Genomic DNA, 21,905 nt, shown 5'->3' on the forward strand with positions numbered 1-21,905 from the left:
AATAATCCCAAGGGAGCGCACCATGACCGAAGAAAGCCATGAGGACGACAAAAAATCCGCACGCCACAAAGCATCCATGGAAAAACAAAAGGCCAAGGTGGATGCCCGCATCGCCGAGGCGAAAACGGAACGTGGCGTCGCTGTGCTCCTGACCGGCAAAGGCAAAGGAAAATCCAGCTCTGCCTTCGGCATGGTGATGCGCGCTTTGGGTTACGGCCAGAAAGTGGGCGTGGTGCAGTTCATTAAGGGTGAGCAGTTATCCGGCGAAGAAGTGTACCTGCGGGATCAATGCCCAGCGGTCACCTTGTACCAAATGGGCACGGGGTTTACCTGGAACACTCAGGATCGCACGGCAGACATTGAAGCCGCCGAGCGGACTTGGAAGCAGGCTGAAGCCATGCTGCAAGACCCGGCTTATCACTTGGTGGTGTTGGACGAGCTGACGTATATGTTGGCCTACAAGTACCTGGATGAAGATCGGGTACTCAATGCCATCAAGTCTCGTCCCGAGGAGCAAAGCCTAGTGGTCACCGGCCGTGGCGGCGGCAGCGCCTTGCAGGACGTTATGGATACCGTGTCGGAAGTCAAAGACATTAAGCACGCCTTCCGGGCCGGCGTAAAAGCCCGCCAAGGCGTCGACTACTAAATCCCATGGCCACGCTTATGGTCCAGGGCACCAGCTCCGATGCCGGCAAAAGTACGCTGGTGGCGGGGCTGTGTCGCCTGCTGGCCCGTCAGGGGCTATCAATAGCCCCTTTTAAACCCCAAAACATGGCGCTGAACAGCGACGTAACCGAAGATGGCGGCGAAATTGGCCGCTCTCAATCTCTACAAGCGCGAGCCTGTTTTCTCGCCCCCCACACAGACATGAATCCGGTATTGCTCAAACCCAACAGCGATACCGGTGCCCAGGTGATCATTCAGGGTCACCCCCAGGCGGATATGGAAGCTGGCCGCTACCACGACTACAAGCCGCGCGCTTTGGAAGCGGTATTGCAATCTCACGGCCGATTGAGTGAACGCTACGCGTTGATATTAACGGAGGGTGCGGGCAGTCCAGCAGAAATCAATTTGCGCACCAACGACATTGCCAACATGGGTTTTGCCGAGTCGGTGAACTGCCCGGTCATTCTGGTGGCGGATATCGACAAAGGCGGCGTGTTCGCGCAACTGGTGGGCACACTGGAGTTGTTGTCCGACTCTGAACGCGCGCGCGTACAGGGTTTTGTTATCAACCGGTTTCGAGGCGATTTAGCATTGCTGCAGCCGGGACTGGATTGGCTGGCCGAAAAGACCGGCAAACCCGTATTGGGCGTTGTGCCCTACTTACACAATTTTCACCTGGATGCGGAAGATGCCATTGTCGCGCGTCAGGCACGCGGTCATACCAAACTGCGCGTCGCGGTTCCAGTGTTCTCCCGCATCAGTAACCACACAGACTTTGATGCTCTGAGTTTGCACCCGGAAGTGGAGTTACTTTGGGTAGCGCCCGGTGAACCCCTGCCCGCTTGTGAGTTGATTATTTTGCCCGGCAGCAAAAGCGTGCGGCGGGATTTAGCACTGTTGCGCGAACACGGTTGGGATCGGGACATTCAGCGGCACCTGCGCTACGGCGGCAAGTTAATGGGCATTTGCGGTGGCTTTCAAATGCTGGGAACAACCATCGCTGATCCAGACGGACTCGAAGGGCCCGCAGGCGTCAGTGATGGACTGCAACTGCTGGAGTTTGACACCCGCCTTATGCCGCAAAAGCAGTTGCATCGAGTTAGTGGAGCTTTGTGCTTACCCAGCCAACAAGCTGCCCAGGCGAAAGGCTATGAAATTCACTGCGGCGTCTCTACCGGCCCAGCGCTGGCACAACCCGTGCTGCAATTAACGCGCGGCGTCGCAGACGGTGCCATCAGCACCGACGGAAACATTCTTGGCACTTACTTACACGGTATTTTTGATCAACCGGAAGCTCAGGTCGCTCTGCTGCAATGGGCGGGCCTAAGCAGCGATACCACGCTTTCCATCGACGAGCTGCGCGAGCAACAATTGGAGCGCCTGGCGGATACGCTCGCCGATTGCCTGGATAATCAATGGTTGAAATCTTTAGCCGAGCAAGGGGCACCGCGATGATGTCCTCCGCCCATCGGCGCAGCCGCCGTTTCTGTTTTGTGTTACTCACACTCGCACTGGCGGCAAGTTTTGTTCTTGCATTGCTGCTGGGTGCCGTGACCATTCCCCCCTTGGATGTACTGCGCGCTCTGGTGGGCACGGAGCTGCCCGGCTACCGCATGGAAATTATTCAATCCATTCGCCTGCCCCGCGCTTTACTGGCCGGTTTTGTGGGCGCGATTCTGGCCATTTGCGGAGCCATTTTGCAGGGTTTGTTTCGCAATCCCCTGGCGGATCCCTCGCTCATCGGTGTGACGGCCGGCGCGTCAGTGGGCGCCAGCCTCATGATTTTTCTTGGCGCCGGGGGCGGCTTGCTCGGCGGTTTTATGGGCGCATCCTTGGTGTCTATCGGGGCGTTTAGCGGTGGATTGATTACGGTGTGGTTAGTATACCGAGTCGCCACCGGCATCAACGGCACGTCGGTGGCGACTATGCTGCTGATGGGAATTGCCGTGTCCGCTTTATCCGCAAGCGCGACCGGTTTGTTAGATTATTTCGCCGACAATGAAATGCTGCGGCGCATGAGTTTGTGGCGCATGGGTGGTTTAGACGGGGCCAATAACACGCGCGCGGTTCTAGCGGGTTTGGTTTTGCTTACGTTGCTATTGGCCGCGCCGGCCTTTGGGCGCGCGTTAAATACCTTGCTACTGGGCGAGTCCCAGGCGCGACATTTGGGTATTGATGTGGAGCGGTTGAAAACGCGTCTGATTATTCTGGTCGCCGCCGGAGTGGGTACAGCGGTAGCGGTGTCCGGCAGTATTGCCTTTGTGGGTCTGGTGGTGCCACACATGGTGCGCCTGTGGGTGGGGCCAGATCATCGGCTGTTGTTGCCCTTGTCGGCGCTGGGCGGTGCGGTGTTGTTGCTGCTGGCGGATACGTTGGCCCGCACGGCATTGGCGCCCACGGAGTTGCCGGTAGGCTTGGTGACGGCACTGCTGGGCGCGCCGTTCTTTATTCATTTGCTGCGCCAGCGGCGCAACTTCGGGTAGGCGTCTATGGCCGTGCTGGATGTAAAAAACCTGAGCGTGCGCATCGGCGAGAAGGATTTAGTGTCCGACGTATCCTTTTCTGTGACGCCCGGCGAGGTGCTGTCGGTTATTGGCCCCAATGGCGCGGGCAAGACTACGCTGTTGCGCGCCATTACGGGTGATGCGCCTTCAACAGGCGAGTTGCGCCTTAACGACCGACCGCTGTCCGACTGGTCACCGAAAGAGAGGGCGCTGAGTCTCGCGGTTTTGACGCAGAGTAATCCGCTCGCGTTCGCGTTTACGGTGGAGGAGGTGGTGTCTTTAGGGCGCGGCCCGCACAGCACCGGCACGGTGATTGATCGCGAGGTGTGTCAGGAGGCGATGGCGGCGTTGGATGTGAGCCATTTGGCCAATCGACTTTATCCGTCGTTGTCGGGTGGTGAGAAGCAACGCACGCAGTTGGCGCGGGTGATGGCGCAGATTTGGCGGCCGGATGGCAACGCGGATCGTTTGTTGTTGTTGGATGAGCCAGTAACGTCTTTGGATTTGGGTCATCAACGGCAGTTGATGCAGGCGGTGCGCCGCTTTGCGGACAGCGGTGTGGCGGTGTTGATGGTGGTACACGATATCAGTTTGGCGGCCGCATACAGTGATGAGGTGTTGGCGTTGAACGATGGTCGCTTGGTTGCTTTGGGTTCGCCGGAGTCGGTGGTGACGGAGTCGTTGATCGGGGATTTGTTTGGTACAGAGGTGCGGGTGATTGCGCATCCGGTTTCGGGGAAGCCGGTGGTGTTGGCGGGGTAGTGGTTGGTTTGTTATTTGAAGGGAAGGTTGGCCTTGTGCGGCGTTATGGCACAGTAGGCGCTGGACGGGCCGCTTCGGGGTATGCCCTTCCAAGACACGCCGTGAACCCTTCCCTGGGGGCTCTGCACCAACATCCTGTTGGTGAAGGTCTTGGAAGGGCATACCCCAAATCGTCCCTCGTAAGGTGGTCCCCACCAACACTCTTTCGTCATTCCCGCGAAAAGCGGGAATCCATAGTGGTTGGGTGCTAATCGGTTCATCTGTCTGGATTTTTGAATTAACTGCATTTAAAGAAAGTACCGATTTTGGTAACGACGTACTACCCAGGTGGACGGAAAGGTTGCCCAGGGTTTTGAGAGAGGTATGAAGCCGACGCGGAGCGTACAGGGACGATTCACTGGGCACATTCGTGTGCCCAGCCTTCCGGGCAGCCTTCGGCTGTGCAATCGGCTATCCTGCCGATTAGTCACGACGTTTGCTGAACACTCACCCTGCGCGGCCCTCAGACTTGCTTACGAAGAAGTAACTCTAGGACACGGTGCCAGGTATGTCCTACACAACAAGGGTCCTTTAGAAATGCCACAACTTATTTTAGGTGGAGCGCGCAGCGGAAAAAGTCGCATGGCAGAGCGCCGAGCACGGGAGTGGACGGTTACTCATGGTGGTGAATTAATGTACGTCGCCACGGGCGCTGCTGGTGATGAAGAAATGACGCAACGCATTGCCATTCATCGGGAGCGGCGCGGGCCGGAGTGGGAGTTGATTGAAGAACCCGAAGATTTGGCGGGCGTGCTCGCAACGTGTCGTAACCGGCGCGTGTGTTTGGTAGTGGATTGCTTAACGCTGTGGGTAAGTAATTGTTTGCACAAGGGGTCGTGGGATCAACAGCGGGAACGTTTGCTGACCGAGCTGAAAAACTGGAATCAATCATCACCGCAAGTAATTTTTGTCAGTAACGAAGTGGGTTCCGGCATTGTACCTTTGGGCGAATTGTCTCGACAGTTTGTGGATGCCAGCGGTTGGTTGCATCAGGCACTGGCGGAAGTGTGCGAGCGGGTAACTTTGGTGGTAGCCGGCCTGCCCATGGAGTTAAAGCACCAACATAACAATGAACAAATAAACGGATAGACAGTATGCACAACCAGGTTCAATTCGAATGGCTGAAAGATCCGGTGGCGGTTCCCGATGAGAATGCGCGCGCTCAGGCGCGGGCGCGGCAAGCGCAGTTGACCAAGCCACAGGGTTCGCTCGGCTCACTGGAATCGATTGCGGAGCAGTTTGCCGCGTGGCAAGGCGTGGCGATTCCGAGTTTGAATCAGGTTCGTTTGCGGGTGTTTGCGGCGGATCACGGCGTGGCGGCACAAGGCGTGTCGGCGTTCCCGCAATCGGTGACTGTGCAAATGGTTAGTAATTTTTGTGCGGGCGGTGCGGCGGTGAGTGTGTTGAGCCGGGTGTGTGATGCTGAATTTCGGGTAGTGAATATGGGTTGTGTTTCACCTGTGGATACGAACGAATTGTTGGACGATTGTGCCATTGCACCGGGCACGGCGGATTTTACACTGGGGCCAGCCATGTCTCCCGATCAATTAGCACGAGCCTTGGACGTTGGACGAGCGCAAGTGGCGGAGGGTGAATTCGATCTGTTCATAGGCGGGGAGATGGGTATCGGCAATACCACGTCGGCGTCAGCGTTGTTGGCGGCGCTGTTGGGCTTGAGTGTAGAACGAGTCACCGGGCCCGGAACGGGTATTGATGCGGCGGGACTGGAACGCAAGCAAGCCGTCATTGCCCGAGCGTTGACGCTACACGGTCCGGAGCTGACTCGCCCATTGGAAACCCTGCAGCGCTTGGGCGGTTTTGAAATTACCGCGTTGGCGGGCGCCTATATTGCCTGTGGCCAGCGTGGCATTCCGGTGTTGGTGGACGGTTTTATCAGCAGCGTGGCTGCTCTGGCCGCCTGCCGTATACAACCTGCGCTGCAGTCTTGGTTGATGTTCGCGCACCAATCGCGCGAGCCAGGCCACCGGCTATTGCTCAAATTTTTGCAGGCGGAGCCCCTACTGGCGTTGAACATGCGCTTGGGTGAAGCCAGTGGCGCCGCTTTGGCGGTGCCTATTTTGCAAAGTGCGCTGACGTTGCATCGGGAGATGGCCACCTTTTCGGAAGCGGGAGTGAGCCGTGCCTAATACCCAACTGGATTTGTTGCGTCATGGACAGTGTGAGGGCGGCGAAATTTTCCGTGGCTCCCACGATGTGGCGCTCACGCCTGAGGGTTGGCAAAACATGGAGGCACAATTGAAACTGTTCGACACGCCGCCATGGCATCGGGTGATCAGCTCGCCACTGCAGCGCTGCCGAACGTTTGCTGAATCGGCGGCGGCGCGTTGGTCGCTTCCGTTGCTCATAGAACCGGGGGTGCAGGAGATGCACTTTGGTGCCTGGGAAGGTCAAGAGTATGCCCATTTGTGGGAAACGGATCCGCGCTTGCGCGCTTGGGGTGAAGACCCGGAACTCAATACTCCGCCAGACGGTGAACCTTTGCGTGAGTTTGCGGAACGGGTCGATCGGGCTCTGAAGCGTTTGGTGCGTGATTACTCGGGCGAGCGCCTGCTGGTTATCACTCACGGCGGTGTGATTCGACTTTTGCTTACTCAAGCACACGGTATACCGCGCAATCGCATTCGGGAGATGGAAGCACCCTATGCGCATTTTGTTAGCCTTTCCTGGAATTCTCACCTCGGCGCACTGACTCCAACGGAGGCTGGCGATGAAGCCCAGCCATAGTCAAGCGGTGTTGTTGGCGTTCGGGTTATTAACCTGGTTGCCCGTGCGCGCCAGAGCCGACAACAGTTTGACTTCGCAAGGCTTGGCGGTGGCCTATTACCCCTTAGTGGGCGTCACTCTGGGTTTATTGCTCTGGGCCGGCAGTGGGTTAGTGGACGCCGCGCCCGCCAGTGTGAGCGCCGTTATTTTATTGGTTCTATGGGTGGGGCTTACGGGCGCTTTGCATTTGGATGGTTTGGCGGATTGTGCGGACGGTTACTTTGCCGGGCACCGATGCGCCGATGATACCGAACGTCGCCAACGAACTTTGGCGGTCATGCGAGAGCCCACCTCCGGCGCCATGGCGGTGGTTGCATTGGTGCTGGTGCTGTTGGCGAAATGGGTGTTGTTGGCGCAACTGCTGGAAGCTCAATTGCTCACCTTTGGCGTCTGGCTTGTACTTTTGACCCTGCCCCGTGCTGCTTTGCTGCCCTATATTCTATTCACCCGCTATGCCCGTGATGAAGGCTTGGCGCAAAGCTTAAAAAATCAATTGCCGACCATGCCGGTGCTAATCGCAGTGCTTTTAACGCTGGCCTTGGGCATAGGTGTTTTAACTTTGCCGTTGGCAATTCTGTCACTGGTAGCCGTCGCGGTGCTGACGTTTCTTTGGCGGGCGTTATGGCAAAAATCCATTGGCGGATTTACCGGTGACTGCCTGGGTGCGCTGGTGGAGCTGGCGGAATTAATGTTGTTGTTGGTAATCACGCTTGCGCTGGTGAGCGGCCCATGAGTTATGGCCTGACGCTGGCCGCGCTATTGGCAGCTTGTTTGCTTGACCGCTGTTTGGGTGAATCGCGCCGCTGGCATCCGTTGGTGGGTTTCGGACAACTGGCGCAATGGGTGGAGTCCACGCTTAATCGCGACGCTTCGTGTCCGGTTGGTTTTTTCGCTACGTTGTTGCTGTTGGTGCCGCCAACGGCTTTGGCTTTTTGGCTTCAGCAAACTCTGCCGAAAGCGGACGTTTGGGGTTTGGCAGTTTACTGGCTATTGAGTTGTATCGGTTTGTATTTGGCGTTGGGTTGGCGCAGTTTGACGTTGCATGTGCGCGCGGTTTCAGATGCATTGGCAGAGAAGGATTTGCCGTTGGCGCGAGCGAAAGTGGGGCTCATTGTAAGCCGGGATTGTCGCGCGGCGAGTGAGCTGGAAGTGAGAAGGGCAGCCATGGAGTCGGCGCTGGAGAATACCAGCGATGCCATAGTTGCGCCGTTGTTTTGGTTTTTGGTGGCCGGTTTGCCGGGTGTGATTTTGTATCGGCTGAGCAATACGCTGGATGCCATGTGGGGGTATAAGAATACTCGCTTTAAAACTTTTGGTTGGGCGGCGGCTCGCTGGGATGATTTGCTCAATTGGGTTCCGGCCCGTTTGACGGCTTTGGGATTTGTGTTGTGTGGTAACGCGCGCTCGGGGTGGCGGGCGTGGCGTAAGCAGGCTGGCTTGTGCGAGAGCCCGAATGCGGGGCCGGTGATGTGTGCCGGCGCGGGCGCGCTGGGTGTTCGTTTAGGTGGGCCGGCGGTGTACGGTGGTGAAGTTAAACAAAAACCCTGGATGGGGGATGGCGCTGATCCGGTTGATGAGGATGTTGAGCGGGCGTTTAAGTTGATTGCGAAGTGTGTGGGTTTTTGGTTGTTTTTGGCGGTGTTGGGTTTGTTGCTGGTTAGATAGAGTGTTGGGGAGTGTAGCTTCGTAGTTTGACTGGGGCTTCGTAGTTGGACCGCCCGGGAGCGGGTTTGCTGGAAGGGTGCTTCGTAGTTGGATTGGGGCTTTGTAGTTGGATTGGGGCTTCGTAGTTGGACGCCCGGAAGCGGGGAGGCGCTTCTGGACACGCGTGAACACATCCCTGTGGCTCCCGCACGTCGTCCCTGACGTGAGGGGTCCAGAACCTCCTCCCCGCTCCCGGGCTCAGTGCCAGCGGACATCAAGGCGACCTTCCCTCACAGCAATGAGGATTGGCGAAAAGAACTCGATAGTTTGAGGCGGCCGGGACGTGCAGGGTGAGTGTTCAGCAAGCCTCAAAAGAGGGACCTTTTGAGGCAGTCCCCACGGACGGGTTCACGACGTTTGCTGAACACTCACCCTGCGCGGCCCTGGGCTTGCTTACGAAGTCACTAACTAGCTCATTTGTTCTGGACGGCAATGCGCGAAAGCGGGTATCCATATCCTTCGGAACCTTGGAATGCTGGATCCCCGCCTACGCGGGGATGACACGGAGAGGCGGGGAGGACAAGAAAAGTGGCAAGGACGGTCTAAGAGGACAAAAGAAGCGTGGATGATAAATTTGAGCTGTGAACGACGATGACACAAGTAGACTTTCCGGCCCACGGAGGTGATTTGGAGTATGCGCGCCGTGTGTTTGGTGAGCCGGCAACGGGTTGGCAGGATTTGTCAACGGGGGTGAGTCCGTGGGTTTATCCGGTGGCGGAAGTGCCCGCCGATGTATGGCAGCGGCTTCCTGGGAATAATGATGATTTGTGTCAGGCAGCGGACGATTATTATGGGGTGGCGGCCAATGCGGTGGTGCCGGTGCCGGGTAGTCAGGTTGCCATTGCGCGGATTCCGCACTTGGTGACGCCCGGGCGGGTGGCGATTCCCACGCTGGGTTATTCCGGGCACAGCCAAGCGTGGCGGGCTGCGGGCCATACAGTTACTACTTACTCCACCTTTGAGGAGCTGCTGCTTTTGCTGCAGCGGGAGGCCGTGGAGCATGTGGTGCTGGTCAACCCCAACAACCCGACTGGGGAACGCTTTGGTGTCGATTTTATTCGGCAGGTTTGCCAGGCGCTGGATGGGCGCGGTGTGGTGCTGCTGGACGAAGCCTTTGCGGATGCGTTTCCCGAACTGAGTGCAACGGATTTATTAGACGAATTCCCCGACCTGTGGATTTTGCGTTCCATGGGGAAGTTCTTTGGGCTGGCAGGGCTGAGGCTGGGTTTTTTGTTGGGCCAGGGTGAGTTGGCGAATCAGTTGAGTGAATCGCTGGAGCCTTGGGGCATTAGTCACCCGGCGCAGTGGTTGGGCAGCCGTGCGTTGCGCGACCGTGATTGGCAACATACCCAACGCCTAAGAATTCAGGCTGCGGAACAGGCGCTGGTGCAGCTGTGGCGGGATTACCTCAGTGGCGGTTTTTCTGTCCGCAGCGCGGGGCTGTTCGTCACCCTGCAGGGGGACGGGAAAACCTTGTTCGACCTTTATCAAGCACTGGGCCAACGCGGGCTGTTTCTGCGCTGGTGTGATTGGTCCGATGAAGCCATGGGCGAGCACACACAACCGTGGCTGCGTTGTGGGCTTCCCGACGACGGCGGAGCACGTCTACAACAGGCATTGGCGGAGCTTGCTTGCACACAACCCGATTACACGACAACACAGGCACACACCTTATGACTTACTGTTTTCGCACTCTCGCTCTGGCCCTAGTGATATTTGCAGCACCTGCTTTTGCGACGGAGGTTACGGACTTTTTTGACCAGAAAGTGAGCCTGGATCAGCCGGCGCAGCGAATTGTGGCGCTGGCGCCACATATTGTGGAGAACGTCTTCAGCGCCGGTGCGGGCGATCGCCTGATAGCGGCGGTGAGCTACAGCGATTACCCACCCGCGGCCCGTGAACTGCCCCAACTGGGGAGCTTTAAAGCCATCAGCGTGGAGAGTGTTCTGGCATTGGAGCCGGACTTGGTTTTGGCGTGGGCATCCGGCAATGGCGAGAACGTTATTCGGCAGATGCGGCGGCTTGGGCTCAACGTGTACACAGACGAGCCGCGCGATTTGGAAGACGTGGCACGGGTGATTCGGGATATCGGGGCGCTGGCGGGCACCGAGGAGGCGGCCGAGAAAGAGGCGGACCGTTTTTTGGAAACGCTGGCGGGCCTGCGCCAGCGCTATTCTGGCGCGGAGCCGGTGAGCGTGTTTTATCAGGTATGGAATGATCCCCTGCAAACACTTAACGGCGAACACATTATCAGCGATGTGATCCGCCTATGCGGCGGCCGGAACGTGTACGCGGACGCCGCCACCATAGCCCCGGTTATTAATCGGGAGTCAATCTTGGACCGGGACCCCGAAGTCATTGTCGCCAGCGGCATGGGTGAAGAACGCCCCGAGTGGTTGGAGGAATGGCGCCGCTGGCCGGGCCTGACAGCCGTCAGCAAGAACAACCTGTTTTTTGTACCGCCGGATATCATCCAGCGTCATACCGTGCGGATTCTGGATGGCGCGCAATTATTCTGCGATCATATCGCCCAGGCGCGCGAACATTTGCAGTAGCCGGTAAGCTTTTGCACGGCCTGCTAAACTCACAAGACGCCGCCCGAAAATGGAAAAAACCATAATAAAACCGTAAAAAGGACCCCCGCGTGCTGATTGTTCCCATTGAAAACCGCCCAGACTGGAGCAAGCCTCCATTCATTACCCTGACGCTGATTCTCCTCAATGTGGCGGTATTTCTGCTCTTTCAGCGTCAGGACTGGCCCATCATCGAGCGCGCTCACAGCATCTATGAGAACCAACAACTGCTGAGCTACGAGCTAGAGCCTTACCTGGATTACCTGCTTGAGGAAGACTACGACGCCTGGTACGAGCTGACCGGCATCGAAAACGAGGCGCGTCAGGCCGAGTACATTCGCTGGTCCATCATGTTTGACCGGGGTTTCGATAAGCACCTGCGCGAAATCTGGCCCGACCCTGCCGATGAGCGAACTCTGCGCTGGCGGCAGGCACGGGAGCAGTTCGAACAACAACGCAACAAAGTCAGTAGTTACCGGGCCGGGCTGACGCCGGGGGAAGCCAAACCCTGGACGTTTTTCACTAGCATGTTTATGCACGGCAGCTGGGATCACCTGCTGGGCAACATGATATTTCTGTTTTTGTTTGGCTTTACGCTGGAAGCCGTGCTGCGCCCTCACACATATCTACTGATGTATTTGGCCAGCGGCCTGGCAGCCAGCGCCCTCCACATGGCCTTTAATATGGGCTCAATGGTTCCGGTGGTCGGCGCTTCAGGGGCGATTTCCGGGCTGATGGGTATGTACCTGTCCCTGTATCGATTGCGGCGTATTCGATTTTTTTACACGGTACTGTTTTATTTTGGGGAGTTTCGAGCGCCCGCGCTGTTCATTTTGCCCTTGTGGCTTGGCAAGGAGTTGTACGGGTACTTCTTCTTTGAATCGTCCATCGCCTACTGGGCCCACATCGGCGGCCTGCTTGCCGGGGCTGGTTTGATGCTTCTAGCGCGGAAAAGTCACCAAGAGTTTTCCGGTGAGTTAGAGAAGCAGGACGCCCACGATGAGGTTGAAAGCGAGCTCAAGAAAGTTTTATTGCTGTTGACCCACCTGGACATCGACAAAGCAAAAGCGCTCACCCGGCAAATTTGCCAGGCGCATCCGAGTGATCCGCGCCCGTGGCAACAGCTGTTTGATCTGCACAAGGCTCAGCCGAAAAACAAAGCCTTTCACCAAGTGACCTTCGAATTACTGAAGCAATTTGTCAGCAAGGACACGGATTTTGCGCGTTGGCGTGACGGCGTGGATGACGTACTGAAGGAGTATCAATCGCTTGCGCCCAATGCCCCGGCTCTGAACGGCAACATGAGCCTTGCCCTGGCGCGCACTTTCTGGCGCAACGGTAACACGCCCAAGGCGGACGATTACTTTCAGCAGGCGCTTCAACGGGGCGGCAACGCCAGCGGACTGGCCGCACTGCTAAAAGAGATGATTCCGTATTACCAGCAACGCCAGCAAAACAATAAGGTTGCTAAGCTGGCGTTACTACTGAAGCAAATTCAACAACCCAGCTAACTATGAAAAACGTTAGCGAGGCCGCCGATGCAAGGCAAAAATGACCGAAAATGCGGAGTTTACACATAGTAAATGAGCAATTTGAGGTCATTTTTAACGCAGCAGCGGCAACGCAGGTAGTTTTTAAGCCTGCGCAGGCACCACGGGCTGGGTAATAACTTCTTTCAGCTGCAGGAATTGCTCGCGCTCTTCGCAGCGCGGGAATTTTTTTAGTATAAAGTTGATGATCGCCAGGGCTTTGGACTCATCGTTCAAATACTCAAAAAATACCTGCGCTACGTGCAAGTAAGCGGCCGGTAACAATGGATCGCTCGGCTTGCTTTTGTGGCGGTTGTGGAACAAACGCAGTACCGCTCGATGTTGGCCTTGCATACGCAGCAGTGCGGCCAGTTCCACGGCCAGGCCGGTGTCATCCAGTTGATAGCTCGGCACGCGCTCTTGCATATCCAACAACACCGATGTGCCACTGCCAAGGCGATTATTACGCTTCAGCAAATCCAAAAAATATTCGCCGTGATTGGCCAACGCGCTATCGTCATCCAGCAGCATGAGCAGCTTATGGTATTGCTGATGCAGCTCAATATCATCGGGCACCAAATCCAGCGCTGTGCGCAACACTTGACGCGCCTCTTGGTATTTTCCGTCGCGCACCAGCACGGTCATTTCACCCACCGCTTTGGCTTTGTCGAACTCTTTTTGATCCAGTTCGTCTTCGTCCTCATCGGCCACCGTAGCGAAGCCCAGCTCGTTTTGGTATTCGAACAAGACATAGCCCATCATGGTGTAGAGCACAAAGGTGAAGTAAACCATCAAGAAAACCAGCGCCGGGAAGATCACCGCCTCCGGCAGGACCATAAACAGCGCCGGCAGCAAATAGACGGGCCCGGCGGAAATAATTTGTGTACACAGCCACAGTAAAAGGTAGGGCCAACCGACTGCCAACATCAGGCTCATTTGAGCAAACGGGTTGAGAGCTCGGAAAACAGACTTTTCCACCGCCAAAATCATAATGGCAGCGGGCATGGCGAGTGCCATAAACACCCCTACCGCCATCGCAGCGATTTCCCCAAGCTGCGCGACGGCACCGATGATTGCCCCCATTAAAAACATGACGGCGATGAATTTTAAAAACAGGTGGTGCTCGTCCCCGGATATAACCGCAGCCACCTCGGGTGGCGTAGTGCTACCAGTGCCGCGCCGCTCAATAATGGCGAAGCTGTATTTCATCACCACGGCCACGCCCAGCAGAACCAGAAAAATCGTTAGCAAATTGGGCCCCAGCAGAAAGGCGCCCAGGGTCACCAGCCCGAGCACTACTAGGCTGTTAACGTGCAGAGGGTAGGCAAAAAAGTGCGGCAGCTTCTGCCAAAACGGCTTAGCGCCCGTGGCACTGCCCAGGTAACGTAAGTCACCGTTGCAGCGAATGCAGGAGGGGCTGATTTTACCCCAGTGACGGCTGTGCCCGGCGGGGATGCATTTTTCGCCGTATTGGGTGTGGCAGCTATCGCAAACCCAGGCGGCAGGCATGTTGGGGAAAAAGTGACAGTCCAATTTTGCCATTGGGAAGCTCCTTGGGATTCGTAATTTGTTATTCGTTGGTGGCGCTAAAATACAGTATGTAACGACGGGCGCCAACTACCAATTAAGTGGTAGCGCCAGCACGGCGTAGAGGCGGCCAGCGGCGATAGGTAAAGCCGCGCCAGACCCACTCCAGAGGGCCATATTGGAACCGACTCAACCACCAGGGCGCCAGCCAGAGTAAAAAGACCCACACAGACAGGGCCACGGCGACCAATTCCAGCCGGTTCAGGCTGCCGTACAGACCCAGGCCGTGACCATAAAACACACTGGTGCAGATCACAGTCTGCAGAAGGTAGCAGCTGAAAGCCGTGCGCCCTACCGCTTCCAGGCGGCTGCGCAGCCCGAGCAGGACGCTGGTTTGGCTCCACAGCAGCACAGCGCCCGCGTACCCCAGGGCCATAAAAATGCTGCCCCAATAGTGGGCCTGAAAATAGCTGCCCAGCAGGTAATCCTGTGCAAACTCATTCCGTAAGCTGCCCACAATACCGGCGCCAGTTATCAAAGCTCCTACCAAAAAAACTCCGAGTAGAGCCGTGTTGGAAAAACGCCTGGGTGGAAGCAGTAAGCCCGTGCGCATCAACACCATGCCCAGTAACATCAAACCAACAATGCGCCAGCCAAACAGTAAAACCTCCGCCTGGGCTTCGAACGCATAAACCGCACGCACAGGCAGTTGCGTGAGCCAGCCGCTGCGCATGGCTTCCACTTGCGCCAACACATCTTCCTGAGGGAAAAGCTCCATGTCGTACGGAATGGCGGTCAATATGGCCCAGTACGCTAGGCTAGACAGAGCGAGCATGCCAACACTCAGCAGCAGCTGCCGGCGCGGTGAGAACCGACGCAAAGGCCAGACCACCATGGCACACAGAGCATAGGTAAAGAGAATATCGCCCTCCCACAAAAGGTAGGCGTGCAGTAACCCAAACAGCAGCAACCAGCGACAGCGCCGGTAATGAATAGGCCCCGGGTCTTCCTGCAGCTCCTCATGCCGCTGGGAGAACAGCCAAATACCGGCACCGAACAAAAGCGCGAACAAGGTCAGGAACTTCCATTCCACCAACAGCGCAATCAGCGCCCAGGCCCAGACGCCCGCGCCGGAGAAATCCAGCCAGCTACCGGGCTGAAAAAACTCCGCCAAGGGCAGGCCAAAGCTGTACATGTTGGGCAGCAGGATCGCCAGGATGGCGATGCCTCTGAGCAGATCCAGATGGGGATAACGGTTTGAGGTGTGAAATTCGCTCATGGGGAAAGCACGGTCCTTGTAGTTCATTATTGTTAATGATGGAGCTTTAAGCGCGGGGAATAGGCCAATCCAAATTCCATCCGGCACCTTGGCCCTGTGCCAGGGTGTCACTCAAATAGGGCAAGAGCCGCTTCAGCTGCTCATCCAGTTGCCAGGGGGCGTTGATTATCGCCAGGCCAGAGCCGTGCATGCCGTACTCTTCCTGCGGCGCCTGAACCCAGAGCTCCGCCACCAGCAAATTGGGCGGCTGCAATGCGCACAGCTGTTTTTTGAGCCAGTCTGAGCGGTCGCGTTGTCGCGCCAGGAGCGGATACCAAAGCACATAAACACCGGTCCGCCACCGGCGCAACGATTGGCCCAGGCAACTTATCACTTGGGCGTAATTCTCCGCAAGTTCGTACGCCGGGTCCATCAGCACCAGCCCACGCCTCGGCGTGGGCGGCAACAGTGCGGGCAGCCCTTCAACACTGTCTCGGTGGTGAATGCTCACACGGCGGTCACGCCCTAGGTGGTTTTTAAGCTCGGCCAGATCGGTGCTGTGCAACTCCAACAACTGCAACCGGTCTTGCTCGCGCAGCAGCTGCGCGGCTATGGCGGGTGAACCGGGGTATTGATTCGGCGGCTGGCGGCGCACCAAATCCAGATAAGTCGCCAATTCCGGTAAGTCTGGGGCACGCTCCAGCAGACGCTCTATGCCCGTTGCCGCCTCGCCAGTTTTCAGTGCCAGGGAGCCATCCAGGGCGTAATGGCCGGCACCCGCATGAGTATCGAGGTAAACGCAGGGGGAGGGTTTGGCCAACAGTTTGGTGAGGACCAGACTCAAAACGCTGTGTTTGAGTACGTCGGCATGGTTGCCGGCGTGATAGGCGTGGCGATAACTGAGCACAGAGGACTCCCAAAAGACTGAAAGGCATCTCCGATACCCGACTGGCGCATTATAGCGGAGGCAGCGCCCGCGGCGGGTCAATCCAGCGGGTTTTTATCGTCGCCCGTGGCATTGACCATAGCGGCGATGCCACCGCCGCGCAGTCGCTGCATCAGGCTACCCAATTCCGCCACCTGACCGGATTCGAGAAGATCCTCCCCATGGCTGTTAAGCCGCCCTTTGGCGACCATCTGCCGAACAAATTCCGGGCTCACCGACAAACGTCGGGCCGCCTCTTCGATGCGAATATACTCTTCCACGAACGCTCCTGTACCAATGGGTGCCTAGCGGTTAACGACTGTGCCATAATAAGCCCTTTCCCTCTAGCGGGCGCGGTTGGCGTATCAGGCCATGCTAAAAACCGCAGTGACCACGCAAAATAGTGTACAGCCCGGATTCACCAAGAGACCCCTGATGAGCAGCAAAGGCATCCTTTACACCGTTTCCGCCCCCTCAGGCGCGGGCAAAACCAGCTTGGTGAACGCCCTGGTGCAGTCCAATCCGGAAGTCTGCGTATCCGTCTCGCACACCACCCGCCCCATCCGGCCCGGTGAGAAAGAGGGCGTCAATTACCACTTTGTGTCCCACGATCAGTTTGAAGCCATGCTGCAAGAGAACGCCTTTTTGGAGCATGCTCGGGTATTCAAAAACCTCTACGGCACCTCGCGCCAGTGGGTTTTGGACACCTTGGAGGCCGGCTTGGATGTGATACTGGAAATCGACTGGCAAGGCGCCAAGCAAGTGCGGGAGCAACTGCCGGACACGGTGAGTTTGTTTATTTTGCCGCCGTCGCTGGCCTCCTTGCGCCAGCGTTTAACGGGCCGGGGCCAGGACAACGACGAGGTGATCGAGGCGCGCATGGCTGAGGCCATCAGCGAGATGTCCCACTACACGGATGCCGATTACCTGATCATTAACGACGACTTCACCACCGCCCTGGCGCAATTTCAGGCGCTGATTACCAGCCAGCACCTGCGCCTGGCGCGGCAGGCACAGATACACAAAAACCTACTGCAAGATCTACTGTCATAGTTCACACGACATTGGTCATTGCTGAATCCCCGGTATTCGCCTTGGCTGCTACATACCGGGGCCAAATTGTGTACAATATGACCCATTGAATGCCCCGCAGGGCACCGGAACAACCCTACGCTCCAACCGGGGCGGCAAACGTAAACGAGAGCACAAAAGACTATGGCACGGATCACTGTTGAAGATTGTTTGGACAACGTAGACAACCGGTTTGAACTGGTGATGGTAAGCAGCAAGCGCGCGCGCCAGCTCGCCGTCGGCGGCAAAGACCCGCTGGTGCCCGAAGAGAACGACAAGCCAACAGTGATCGCTCTGCGCGAAATCGAAGAAGGTTTGATCGACGCCAGCATTCTGCTGGAGCGCGACGAGCCCGTACGCCCCAAGCCGGAGCAACAGTACGAACCTGAAATGTAAATGTTTAACCGGCCGTCGCCCCCCAGGGGCGGCGGCGCCGCTTTTTCTGGAGGACGTCCTTGCAAACCATTGAAGCCTTAAGTCACAGGCTTTCGTCCTACCTGGAACAATCCCAAATTAATTTGGTGAAGCGGGCCTACCTATACGCTGAACAAGCCCACGACGGACAAAAGCGCCGCAGCGGCGAAGCCTACATTACTCACCCCCTGGCCGTGGCGGACATTCTCGCCAGCATGCACATGGACCATCAAAGCCTGATGGCGGCCATGCTGCACGATGTGATTGAAGACACCGGCATCAGCAAAAAAGCCATCAACAAACAGTTCGGCGGCACCGTGGCCGACTTGGTGGACGGCGTCAGCAAACTGACCCAAATCGAATTTGAATCCCACGCGGAAAAACAGGCGGAAAACTTCCAGAAAATGGCCCTGGCCATGGCCAACGACCTGCGCGTGATTCTGGTGAAGCTGGCGGACCGACTGCACAACATGCGCACCCTGGGCGCCATGCCGCCGGAGAAAAAGCGCCGCATCGCCAAAGAAACCCTGGAGATCTACGCCCCCATCGCCCACCGCCTGGGCATGAACGACGTGCGTCTGGAATTCGAAGACCGCGGCTTCTACGCCATGTACCCGCTGCGCGCCACGCGCCTACAAGCAGCCCTGAAAACCGCGCGCGGCAACCGCAAAGAACTGGTGGAGCAGATTCAAACCGCCATCGAAAAGCGTCTGGCCAAAGAAAACCTGACCGCGCTGGTACTGGGGCGGGAAAAACACCTGTTCAGCATCTATGAAAAGATGCGCCAGAAGAAAAAGTATTTTAAAGAAATTATGGACGTCTACGCCTTCCGCATCATTGTGGACAGCGTGGACACCTGCTACCGGGTGCTGGGGATTATTCACAACCTGTATAAACCCGTGGCGGGCGAGTTTAAAGATTACATCGCCATCCCCAAAGCCAACGGCTACCAGTCCCTGCACACGGTGTTGGTGGGCATGCACGGCGTGCCCATTGAGGTGCAGATTCGCACCAAAGAAATGGACGAGATGGCCAACAACGGCATAGCCGCGCACTTCCTGTACAAATCCAGCGAAGACGAAAGCAGCAGCCACACCCGCGCCCGTCAGTGGGTGCAGGGCCTGCTGGAAATGCAGCGCCGGGCCGGCGACTCCCTGGAATTTATCGAGAACGTCAAGATCGACCTGTTCCCGGACGAGGTGTACGTATTTACCCCCAAAGGGCAGATCGTGGAATTGCCCCACGGCGCCACCGCCGTGGATTTCGCCTACGCGGTGCACACCGACGTGGGCAACAACTGCGTGGCCTGCCGCATCAACGGCCGCTTGGCGCCGCTGTCCCAGCCGCTGGAAAGTGGCCAGAAGGTCAGTATCATCACCGCCAAGGGCGCCCAGCCCAATCCCAGTTGGCTGAACTTTACCGTGTCCGGCAAGGCGCGCAGCGCCATTCGCCACTTTTTGAAAAACCAGCGTCACCACCAATCCGTGGCCCTGGGACGGCGCTTGCTGGCGCGGGCGTTTGAAGACCTGCAGTTGGACCTGGACAAGCTCACCGAAGCGCAAGAACAACAACTGCTCAAAGCCACGCAGATGAAAACCATGGAAGATCTGCTCGAAGACATTGGCCTGGGCAACCGCATCGCCCAAGGCGTGGCCAACCTTTTGCAACCGGAAGCCAACATGTCCGCCAAAGGCGGCAGCATCACCACACCGCTGACCATCGATTCCTCCGAAGGCATGCTGATTACCTTCGCCCGCTGTTGCCGCCCCATCCCCGGCGATCCAATCATCGGCCACATCAGCTCCGGCAAAGGCCTGGTGGTGCACCAGGACACCTGCCGCAACATCGCCGAGCTGCGCCACAAACCGGAAAAAATCAGCCACGTCAGTTGGGCGCCCACGGTGCAGGGGGAGTTTTTAGTAGACGTGCGTGTGGAAGTGGAATCCGACCGAGGCATCATCGCCACCCTGGCCACACGCGTATCCGAGCAGGGCGGCAGCATTGAACATATTCGCGTCAATGAGCGTGACGCCCACAACAGCGTGATTCAACTGTGCATTGGCGTACACAACCGCATCCACCTGGCCAACATCATGCGCCGCATCCGCGGCATGAGTTTTGTGCTGCGCATTAGCCGCAGTAAAAACTAAGCCCGCTAGCCGGGCGGGCGGTATCTGCCCTATACTTAACGGTTTTCCGCAACCGCTTAGCAAGGACCTTTCCCTATGCCCAATCGCGCCATTATTCACAGCGAACAGGCCCCAGAAGCCATCGGCACTTACTCACAAGCCGTGAAGGTGGACAACACCGTATACCTGTCCGGCCAAATTCCACTGGACCCCGAGACCATGACCTTAGTGGAAGGCGGCTTTGAAGCTCAGGCCGAACAAGTGTTCAAAAACCTCGCCGCCGTGTGCGAAGCGGCCAACGGTAACCTGAACCGCATCGTCAAGCTCAACCTCTACCTGACGGACCTGGATAACTTCCCCATCGTCAACGAAGTGATGGCTCGCCATTTTAAAGAGCCCTACCCGGCCCGCGCCGCCATTGGCATAAGCCAATTGCCTAAAGGCGCGTTGGTGGAAGCGGATGGGGTGATGGTGATTTAAGCCCCCAGCACTTTGGTTCAAAGAGCCGTCGTCAAACGATCATTGCTTTTGCTTCGACTACCCCGCCAATTTCCAGTACGGGGGCGGCTCTTCCCGAACCTTGGTATCCAAACCTGAAACATCCAGTGGACTAACAACTCCACGCTCCTGCACGCCAACCACATGCGTATAAATTTGCGTAGTGGCCAAGTCCGAATGCCCCATCATTTCCTGAATGTTTCTTATATCAACTCCAGCCCGTAGAAGATTCGTGGCAAAGCTGTGACGAAACGTGTGGCAACCGGCTTTCTTGTAAATTCGCGCCGCCTCAATGACTTTTTTAACCTGCCTTTGTACGGACTTCTCGCCAATATGATGACGGCGAATAGTGCCGCACATTGGGTCTTCCGAACGGTTCGAGGCGGGGAAAACATACTGCCACGGCGGACTGACTGAAGCGTTCGGGTATTTCTTCGCCAGGGCGTTGGGTAAATAGACCGAGCCAAAACCCTCATTGAGGTCTTTTTGGTGCAACGACAACGCATAGTGGATTTGGGTTTGCAATTTTTCCACCAGCGACTCCGGCAACAGTGTACGCCGCCACTTCAGCCCCTTCGACTCCCGTACGATAATACAGCCATTTGCGAAGTCCACATCCTGAATCCGCAGGCGGCAAGCCTCCGATATTCGAAGGCCCGAACCGTACATCAAGCCCGTGATCAGCTGATAGATGCCCGTTAGCCCCCCGATCACGGTCATGGCCTCCACATGAGAGAACACCGTTGGCAAGGTCCTCATTCTATTGCTGTGCGCAAAGTTTAACGTTCCAACCTCTATGCCCAAGAACTTCTGATACATAAATACCAGAGCATTCAGAGCCGTTTTCTGAGTATTCACAGAGCACCGGCGCCTCACCGCCAGATAACTGAGGTACTCGTCGATGTGCGCGCTCCCCAACACCTCAGGCCGAGCGCGCTGGTGAAAGCGAATATAGTCGGCGACCCAGAAGCAGTACGTCTTCTCAGTTCGATAAGCCATTTGCTTGGCTCGCATAAAACTGCGAAAGCGATCAAAAAACCGTACTGGCTTGTCCGGCAGGGCACTGGGGATATCGTCCATCATAGCTACCACTCCACCTGTTTTTTTATACAGTATATTTAGAAAATCGTTACTGTAAAGTACAAAAGCGACACGGGCACCATGAAAAACCGAGTACTTGCTTGAGATTGAAGCATTTTGTATAGAAAACAAAGGGTTATCCGACCCTTCGCGAAGAATGAGGTAAAAAGGATATATCGCATTAGGTGACTTTTGCACGATGCACATTTTCTGTGGAAAAATGACAGTTAATATTTTAAATCAATAGGTTAGAGAGCAGAAAAGCCCCGGCCTCCGAAATATATACCGACACCTGTCCGAATATTCCTGCAAAACGGACACAGGGTCCCATATCCCGAAACGAAGAAATGCGCCACCCGGCCCGAAATGAGTGAAATCGCGCCTCTGCCATGCTATAAAGATTTCATTTACCCAAATAAACGGACAGGTGTCGGGTGATCCG

Annotated in this window: 21 protein-coding genes; 16 read left to right on the top strand and 5 right to left on the bottom strand. The window is 56.7% G+C overall.

Annotated elements, in window-relative coordinates:
* Nucleotides 1–22 precede the first annotated feature (22 nt).
* From cobO to RBH33_RS08525, 12 genes are all read left to right on the top strand, one after another.
* The gene (gene cobO / locus RBH33_RS08470) at nucleotides 23–646 is read left to right on the top strand and encodes a cob(I)yrinic acid a,c-diamide adenosyltransferase (protein WP_306731725.1); all 624 of its coding nucleotides are present in this window, start codon (nucleotides 23–25) and stop codon (nucleotides 644–646) included.
* Nucleotides 647–651: 5 nt separating this feature from the next.
* A complete protein-coding gene (locus RBH33_RS08475) occupies nucleotides 652–2,121 on the top strand; it encodes a cobyric acid synthase (protein ID WP_306731726.1) in 1,470 nt (489 codons plus the stop codon).
* The gene (locus tag RBH33_RS08480; RefSeq protein WP_306731727.1) at nucleotides 2,118–3,149 is read left to right on the top strand and encodes a FecCD family ABC transporter permease; all 1,032 of its coding nucleotides are present in this window, start codon (nucleotides 2,118–2,120) and stop codon (nucleotides 3,147–3,149) included. The genes RBH33_RS08475 and RBH33_RS08480 overlap by 4 nt, the downstream gene beginning before the upstream one ends.
* A 6-nt stretch (nucleotides 3,150–3,155) precedes the next feature.
* Nucleotides 3,156–3,932: a heme ABC transporter ATP-binding protein gene (locus RBH33_RS08485; RefSeq protein ID WP_306731728.1), complete on the top strand. Its 777-nt coding sequence runs from the start codon at nucleotides 3,156–3,158 to the stop codon at nucleotides 3,930–3,932.
* Nucleotides 3,933–4,508: 576 nt separating this feature from the next.
* On the top strand, nucleotides 4,509–5,060 hold the full coding sequence (gene cobU, locus RBH33_RS08490) for a bifunctional adenosylcobinamide kinase/adenosylcobinamide-phosphate guanylyltransferase (protein ID WP_306731729.1): 552 nt from the start codon (nucleotides 4,509–4,511) through the stop codon (nucleotides 5,058–5,060).
* Nucleotides 5,061–5,065: 5 nt separating this feature from the next.
* Entirely contained in the window at nucleotides 5,066–6,118 is a 1,053-nt protein-coding gene (cobT, locus tag RBH33_RS08495; RefSeq protein WP_306731730.1) for a nicotinate-nucleotide--dimethylbenzimidazole phosphoribosyltransferase, read from the top strand.
* Nucleotides 6,111–6,716: a histidine phosphatase family protein gene (locus RBH33_RS08500; protein WP_306731731.1), complete on the top strand. Its 606-nt coding sequence runs from the start codon at nucleotides 6,111–6,113 to the stop codon at nucleotides 6,714–6,716. The genes cobT and RBH33_RS08500 overlap by 8 nt, the downstream gene beginning before the upstream one ends.
* The gene (locus RBH33_RS08505) at nucleotides 6,700–7,488 is read left to right on the top strand and encodes an adenosylcobinamide-GDP ribazoletransferase (RefSeq protein ID WP_306731732.1); all 789 of its coding nucleotides are present in this window, start codon (nucleotides 6,700–6,702) and stop codon (nucleotides 7,486–7,488) included. Before RBH33_RS08500 ends, RBH33_RS08505 begins: the two co-directional genes overlap by 17 nt.
* Nucleotides 7,485–8,420, top strand: a complete 936-nt coding sequence (gene cbiB, locus RBH33_RS08510) for an adenosylcobinamide-phosphate synthase CbiB (protein WP_306731733.1) — start codon at nucleotides 7,485–7,487, stop codon at nucleotides 8,418–8,420. The genes RBH33_RS08505 and cbiB overlap by 4 nt, the downstream gene beginning before the upstream one ends.
* A 630-nt stretch (nucleotides 8,421–9,050) precedes the next feature.
* Nucleotides 9,051–10,136, top strand: coding sequence for a threonine-phosphate decarboxylase (locus tag RBH33_RS08515; protein WP_306731734.1), 1,086 nt, complete (start codon nucleotides 9,051–9,053; stop codon nucleotides 10,134–10,136).
* The gene (locus RBH33_RS08520) at nucleotides 10,133–11,014 is read left to right on the top strand and encodes a cobalamin-binding protein (RefSeq protein ID WP_306731735.1); all 882 of its coding nucleotides are present in this window, start codon (nucleotides 10,133–10,135) and stop codon (nucleotides 11,012–11,014) included. Before RBH33_RS08515 ends, RBH33_RS08520 begins: the two co-directional genes overlap by 4 nt.
* An 89-nt stretch (nucleotides 11,015–11,103) precedes the next feature.
* The gene (locus RBH33_RS08525; protein WP_306731736.1) at nucleotides 11,104–12,543 is read left to right on the top strand and encodes a rhomboid family intramembrane serine protease; all 1,440 of its coding nucleotides are present in this window, start codon (nucleotides 11,104–11,106) and stop codon (nucleotides 12,541–12,543) included.
* 123 nt (nucleotides 12,544–12,666) lie between these two features.
* Here the strand turns inward: RBH33_RS08525 and RBH33_RS08530 are convergent, their stop codons facing one another.
* From RBH33_RS08530 to RBH33_RS08545, 4 genes are all read right to left on the bottom strand, one after another.
* A complete protein-coding gene (locus RBH33_RS08530; RefSeq protein WP_306731737.1) occupies nucleotides 12,667–14,103 on the bottom strand; it encodes a DUF4013 domain-containing protein in 1,437 nt (478 codons plus the stop codon).
* Between the two features lie 82 nt (nucleotides 14,104–14,185).
* Entirely contained in the window at nucleotides 14,186–15,367 is a 1,182-nt protein-coding gene (locus RBH33_RS08535) for a DUF418 domain-containing protein (protein WP_306731738.1), read from the bottom strand.
* 46 nt (nucleotides 15,368–15,413) lie between these two features.
* Nucleotides 15,414–16,253 (bottom strand): 23S rRNA (adenine(2030)-N(6))-methyltransferase RlmJ, encoded by an 840-nt coding sequence (locus RBH33_RS08540; protein ID WP_306731739.1) that lies wholly within the window; start codon nucleotides 16,251–16,253, stop codon nucleotides 15,414–15,416.
* Nucleotides 16,254–16,330: 77 nt separating this feature from the next.
* The gene (locus RBH33_RS08545) at nucleotides 16,331–16,552 is read right to left on the bottom strand and encodes a MerR family transcriptional regulator (RefSeq protein WP_306731740.1); all 222 of its coding nucleotides are present in this window, start codon (nucleotides 16,550–16,552) and stop codon (nucleotides 16,331–16,333) included.
* A gap of 154 nt (nucleotides 16,553–16,706) precedes the next feature.
* Between RBH33_RS08545 and gmk the strand changes: the two genes are divergently transcribed.
* From gmk to RBH33_RS08565, 4 genes are all read left to right on the top strand, one after another.
* Nucleotides 16,707–17,324 (top strand): guanylate kinase, encoded by a 618-nt coding sequence (gene gmk, locus RBH33_RS08550; protein WP_306731741.1) that lies wholly within the window; start codon nucleotides 16,707–16,709, stop codon nucleotides 17,322–17,324.
* A gap of 162 nt (nucleotides 17,325–17,486) precedes the next feature.
* A complete protein-coding gene (gene rpoZ / locus RBH33_RS08555) occupies nucleotides 17,487–17,738 on the top strand; it encodes a DNA-directed RNA polymerase subunit omega (protein WP_306731742.1) in 252 nt (83 codons plus the stop codon).
* A 59-nt stretch (nucleotides 17,739–17,797) separates the two neighbouring features.
* Nucleotides 17,798–19,906: a bifunctional GTP diphosphokinase/guanosine-3',5'-bis pyrophosphate 3'-pyrophosphohydrolase gene (gene spoT, locus RBH33_RS08560; RefSeq protein WP_306731743.1), complete on the top strand. Its 2,109-nt coding sequence runs from the start codon at nucleotides 17,798–17,800 to the stop codon at nucleotides 19,904–19,906.
* A gap of 75 nt (nucleotides 19,907–19,981) precedes the next feature.
* The gene (locus tag RBH33_RS08565) at nucleotides 19,982–20,365 is read left to right on the top strand and encodes a RidA family protein (RefSeq protein WP_306731744.1); all 384 of its coding nucleotides are present in this window, start codon (nucleotides 19,982–19,984) and stop codon (nucleotides 20,363–20,365) included.
* A 57-nt stretch (nucleotides 20,366–20,422) separates the two neighbouring features.
* On the opposite strand, the gene RBH33_RS08570 is transcribed toward RBH33_RS08565, so the two are convergent.
* Nucleotides 20,423–21,466 carry an integron integrase gene (locus RBH33_RS08570; protein ID WP_306731745.1) on the bottom strand — a complete coding sequence of 348 codons (1,044 nt, stop codon included), beginning with the start codon at nucleotides 21,464–21,466 and terminating at the stop codon, nucleotides 20,423–20,425.
* Between the last annotated feature and the right edge of the window lie 439 nt (nucleotides 21,467–21,905).

It is taken from the genome of Marinimicrobium hydrolyticum, assembly GCF_030848505.1.
In the GTDB taxonomy this organism is placed as follows: domain Bacteria; phylum Pseudomonadota; class Gammaproteobacteria; order Pseudomonadales; family Cellvibrionaceae; genus JAVDDU01.

Bases quoted from the DNA above. Each gene is read 5' to 3' on its own strand.
- cobO (WP_306731725.1), top strand. From the start codon at position 23: ATGACCGAAGAAAGCCATGAGGACGACAAAAAATCCGCACGCCACAAA.
- RBH33_RS08475 (WP_306731726.1), top strand. From the start codon at position 652: ATGGCCACGCTTATGGTCCAGGGCACCAGCTCCGATGCCGGCAAAAGT.
- RBH33_RS08480 (WP_306731727.1), top strand. From the start codon at position 2,118: ATGATGTCCTCCGCCCATCGGCGCAGCCGCCGTTTCTGTTTTGTGTTA.
- RBH33_RS08485 (WP_306731728.1), top strand. From the start codon at position 3,156: ATGGCCGTGCTGGATGTAAAAAACCTGAGCGTGCGCATCGGCGAGAAG.
- cobU (WP_306731729.1), top strand. From the start codon at position 4,509: ATGCCACAACTTATTTTAGGTGGAGCGCGCAGCGGAAAAAGTCGCATG.
- cobT (WP_306731730.1), top strand. From the start codon at position 5,066: ATGCACAACCAGGTTCAATTCGAATGGCTGAAAGATCCGGTGGCGGTT.
- RBH33_RS08505 (WP_306731732.1), top strand. From the start codon at position 6,700: ATGAAGCCCAGCCATAGTCAAGCGGTGTTGTTGGCGTTCGGGTTATTA.
- cbiB (WP_306731733.1), top strand. From the start codon at position 7,485: ATGAGTTATGGCCTGACGCTGGCCGCGCTATTGGCAGCTTGTTTGCTT.
- RBH33_RS08515 (WP_306731734.1), top strand. From the start codon at position 9,051: ATGACACAAGTAGACTTTCCGGCCCACGGAGGTGATTTGGAGTATGCG.
- RBH33_RS08520 (WP_306731735.1), top strand. From the start codon at position 10,133: ATGACTTACTGTTTTCGCACTCTCGCTCTGGCCCTAGTGATATTTGCA.
- RBH33_RS08530 (WP_306731737.1), bottom strand. From the start codon at position 14,103: ATGGCAAAATTGGACTGTCACTTTTTCCCCAACATGCCTGCCGCCTGG.
- RBH33_RS08535 (WP_306731738.1), bottom strand. From the start codon at position 15,367: ATGAGCGAATTTCACACCTCAAACCGTTATCCCCATCTGGATCTGCTC.
- gmk (WP_306731741.1), top strand. From the start codon at position 16,707: ATGAGCAGCAAAGGCATCCTTTACACCGTTTCCGCCCCCTCAGGCGCG.
- rpoZ (WP_306731742.1), top strand. From the start codon at position 17,487: ATGGCACGGATCACTGTTGAAGATTGTTTGGACAACGTAGACAACCGG.
- RBH33_RS08565 (WP_306731744.1), top strand. From the start codon at position 19,982: ATGCCCAATCGCGCCATTATTCACAGCGAACAGGCCCCAGAAGCCATC.
- RBH33_RS08570 (WP_306731745.1), bottom strand. From the start codon at position 21,466: ATGATGGACGATATCCCCAGTGCCCTGCCGGACAAGCCAGTACGGTTT.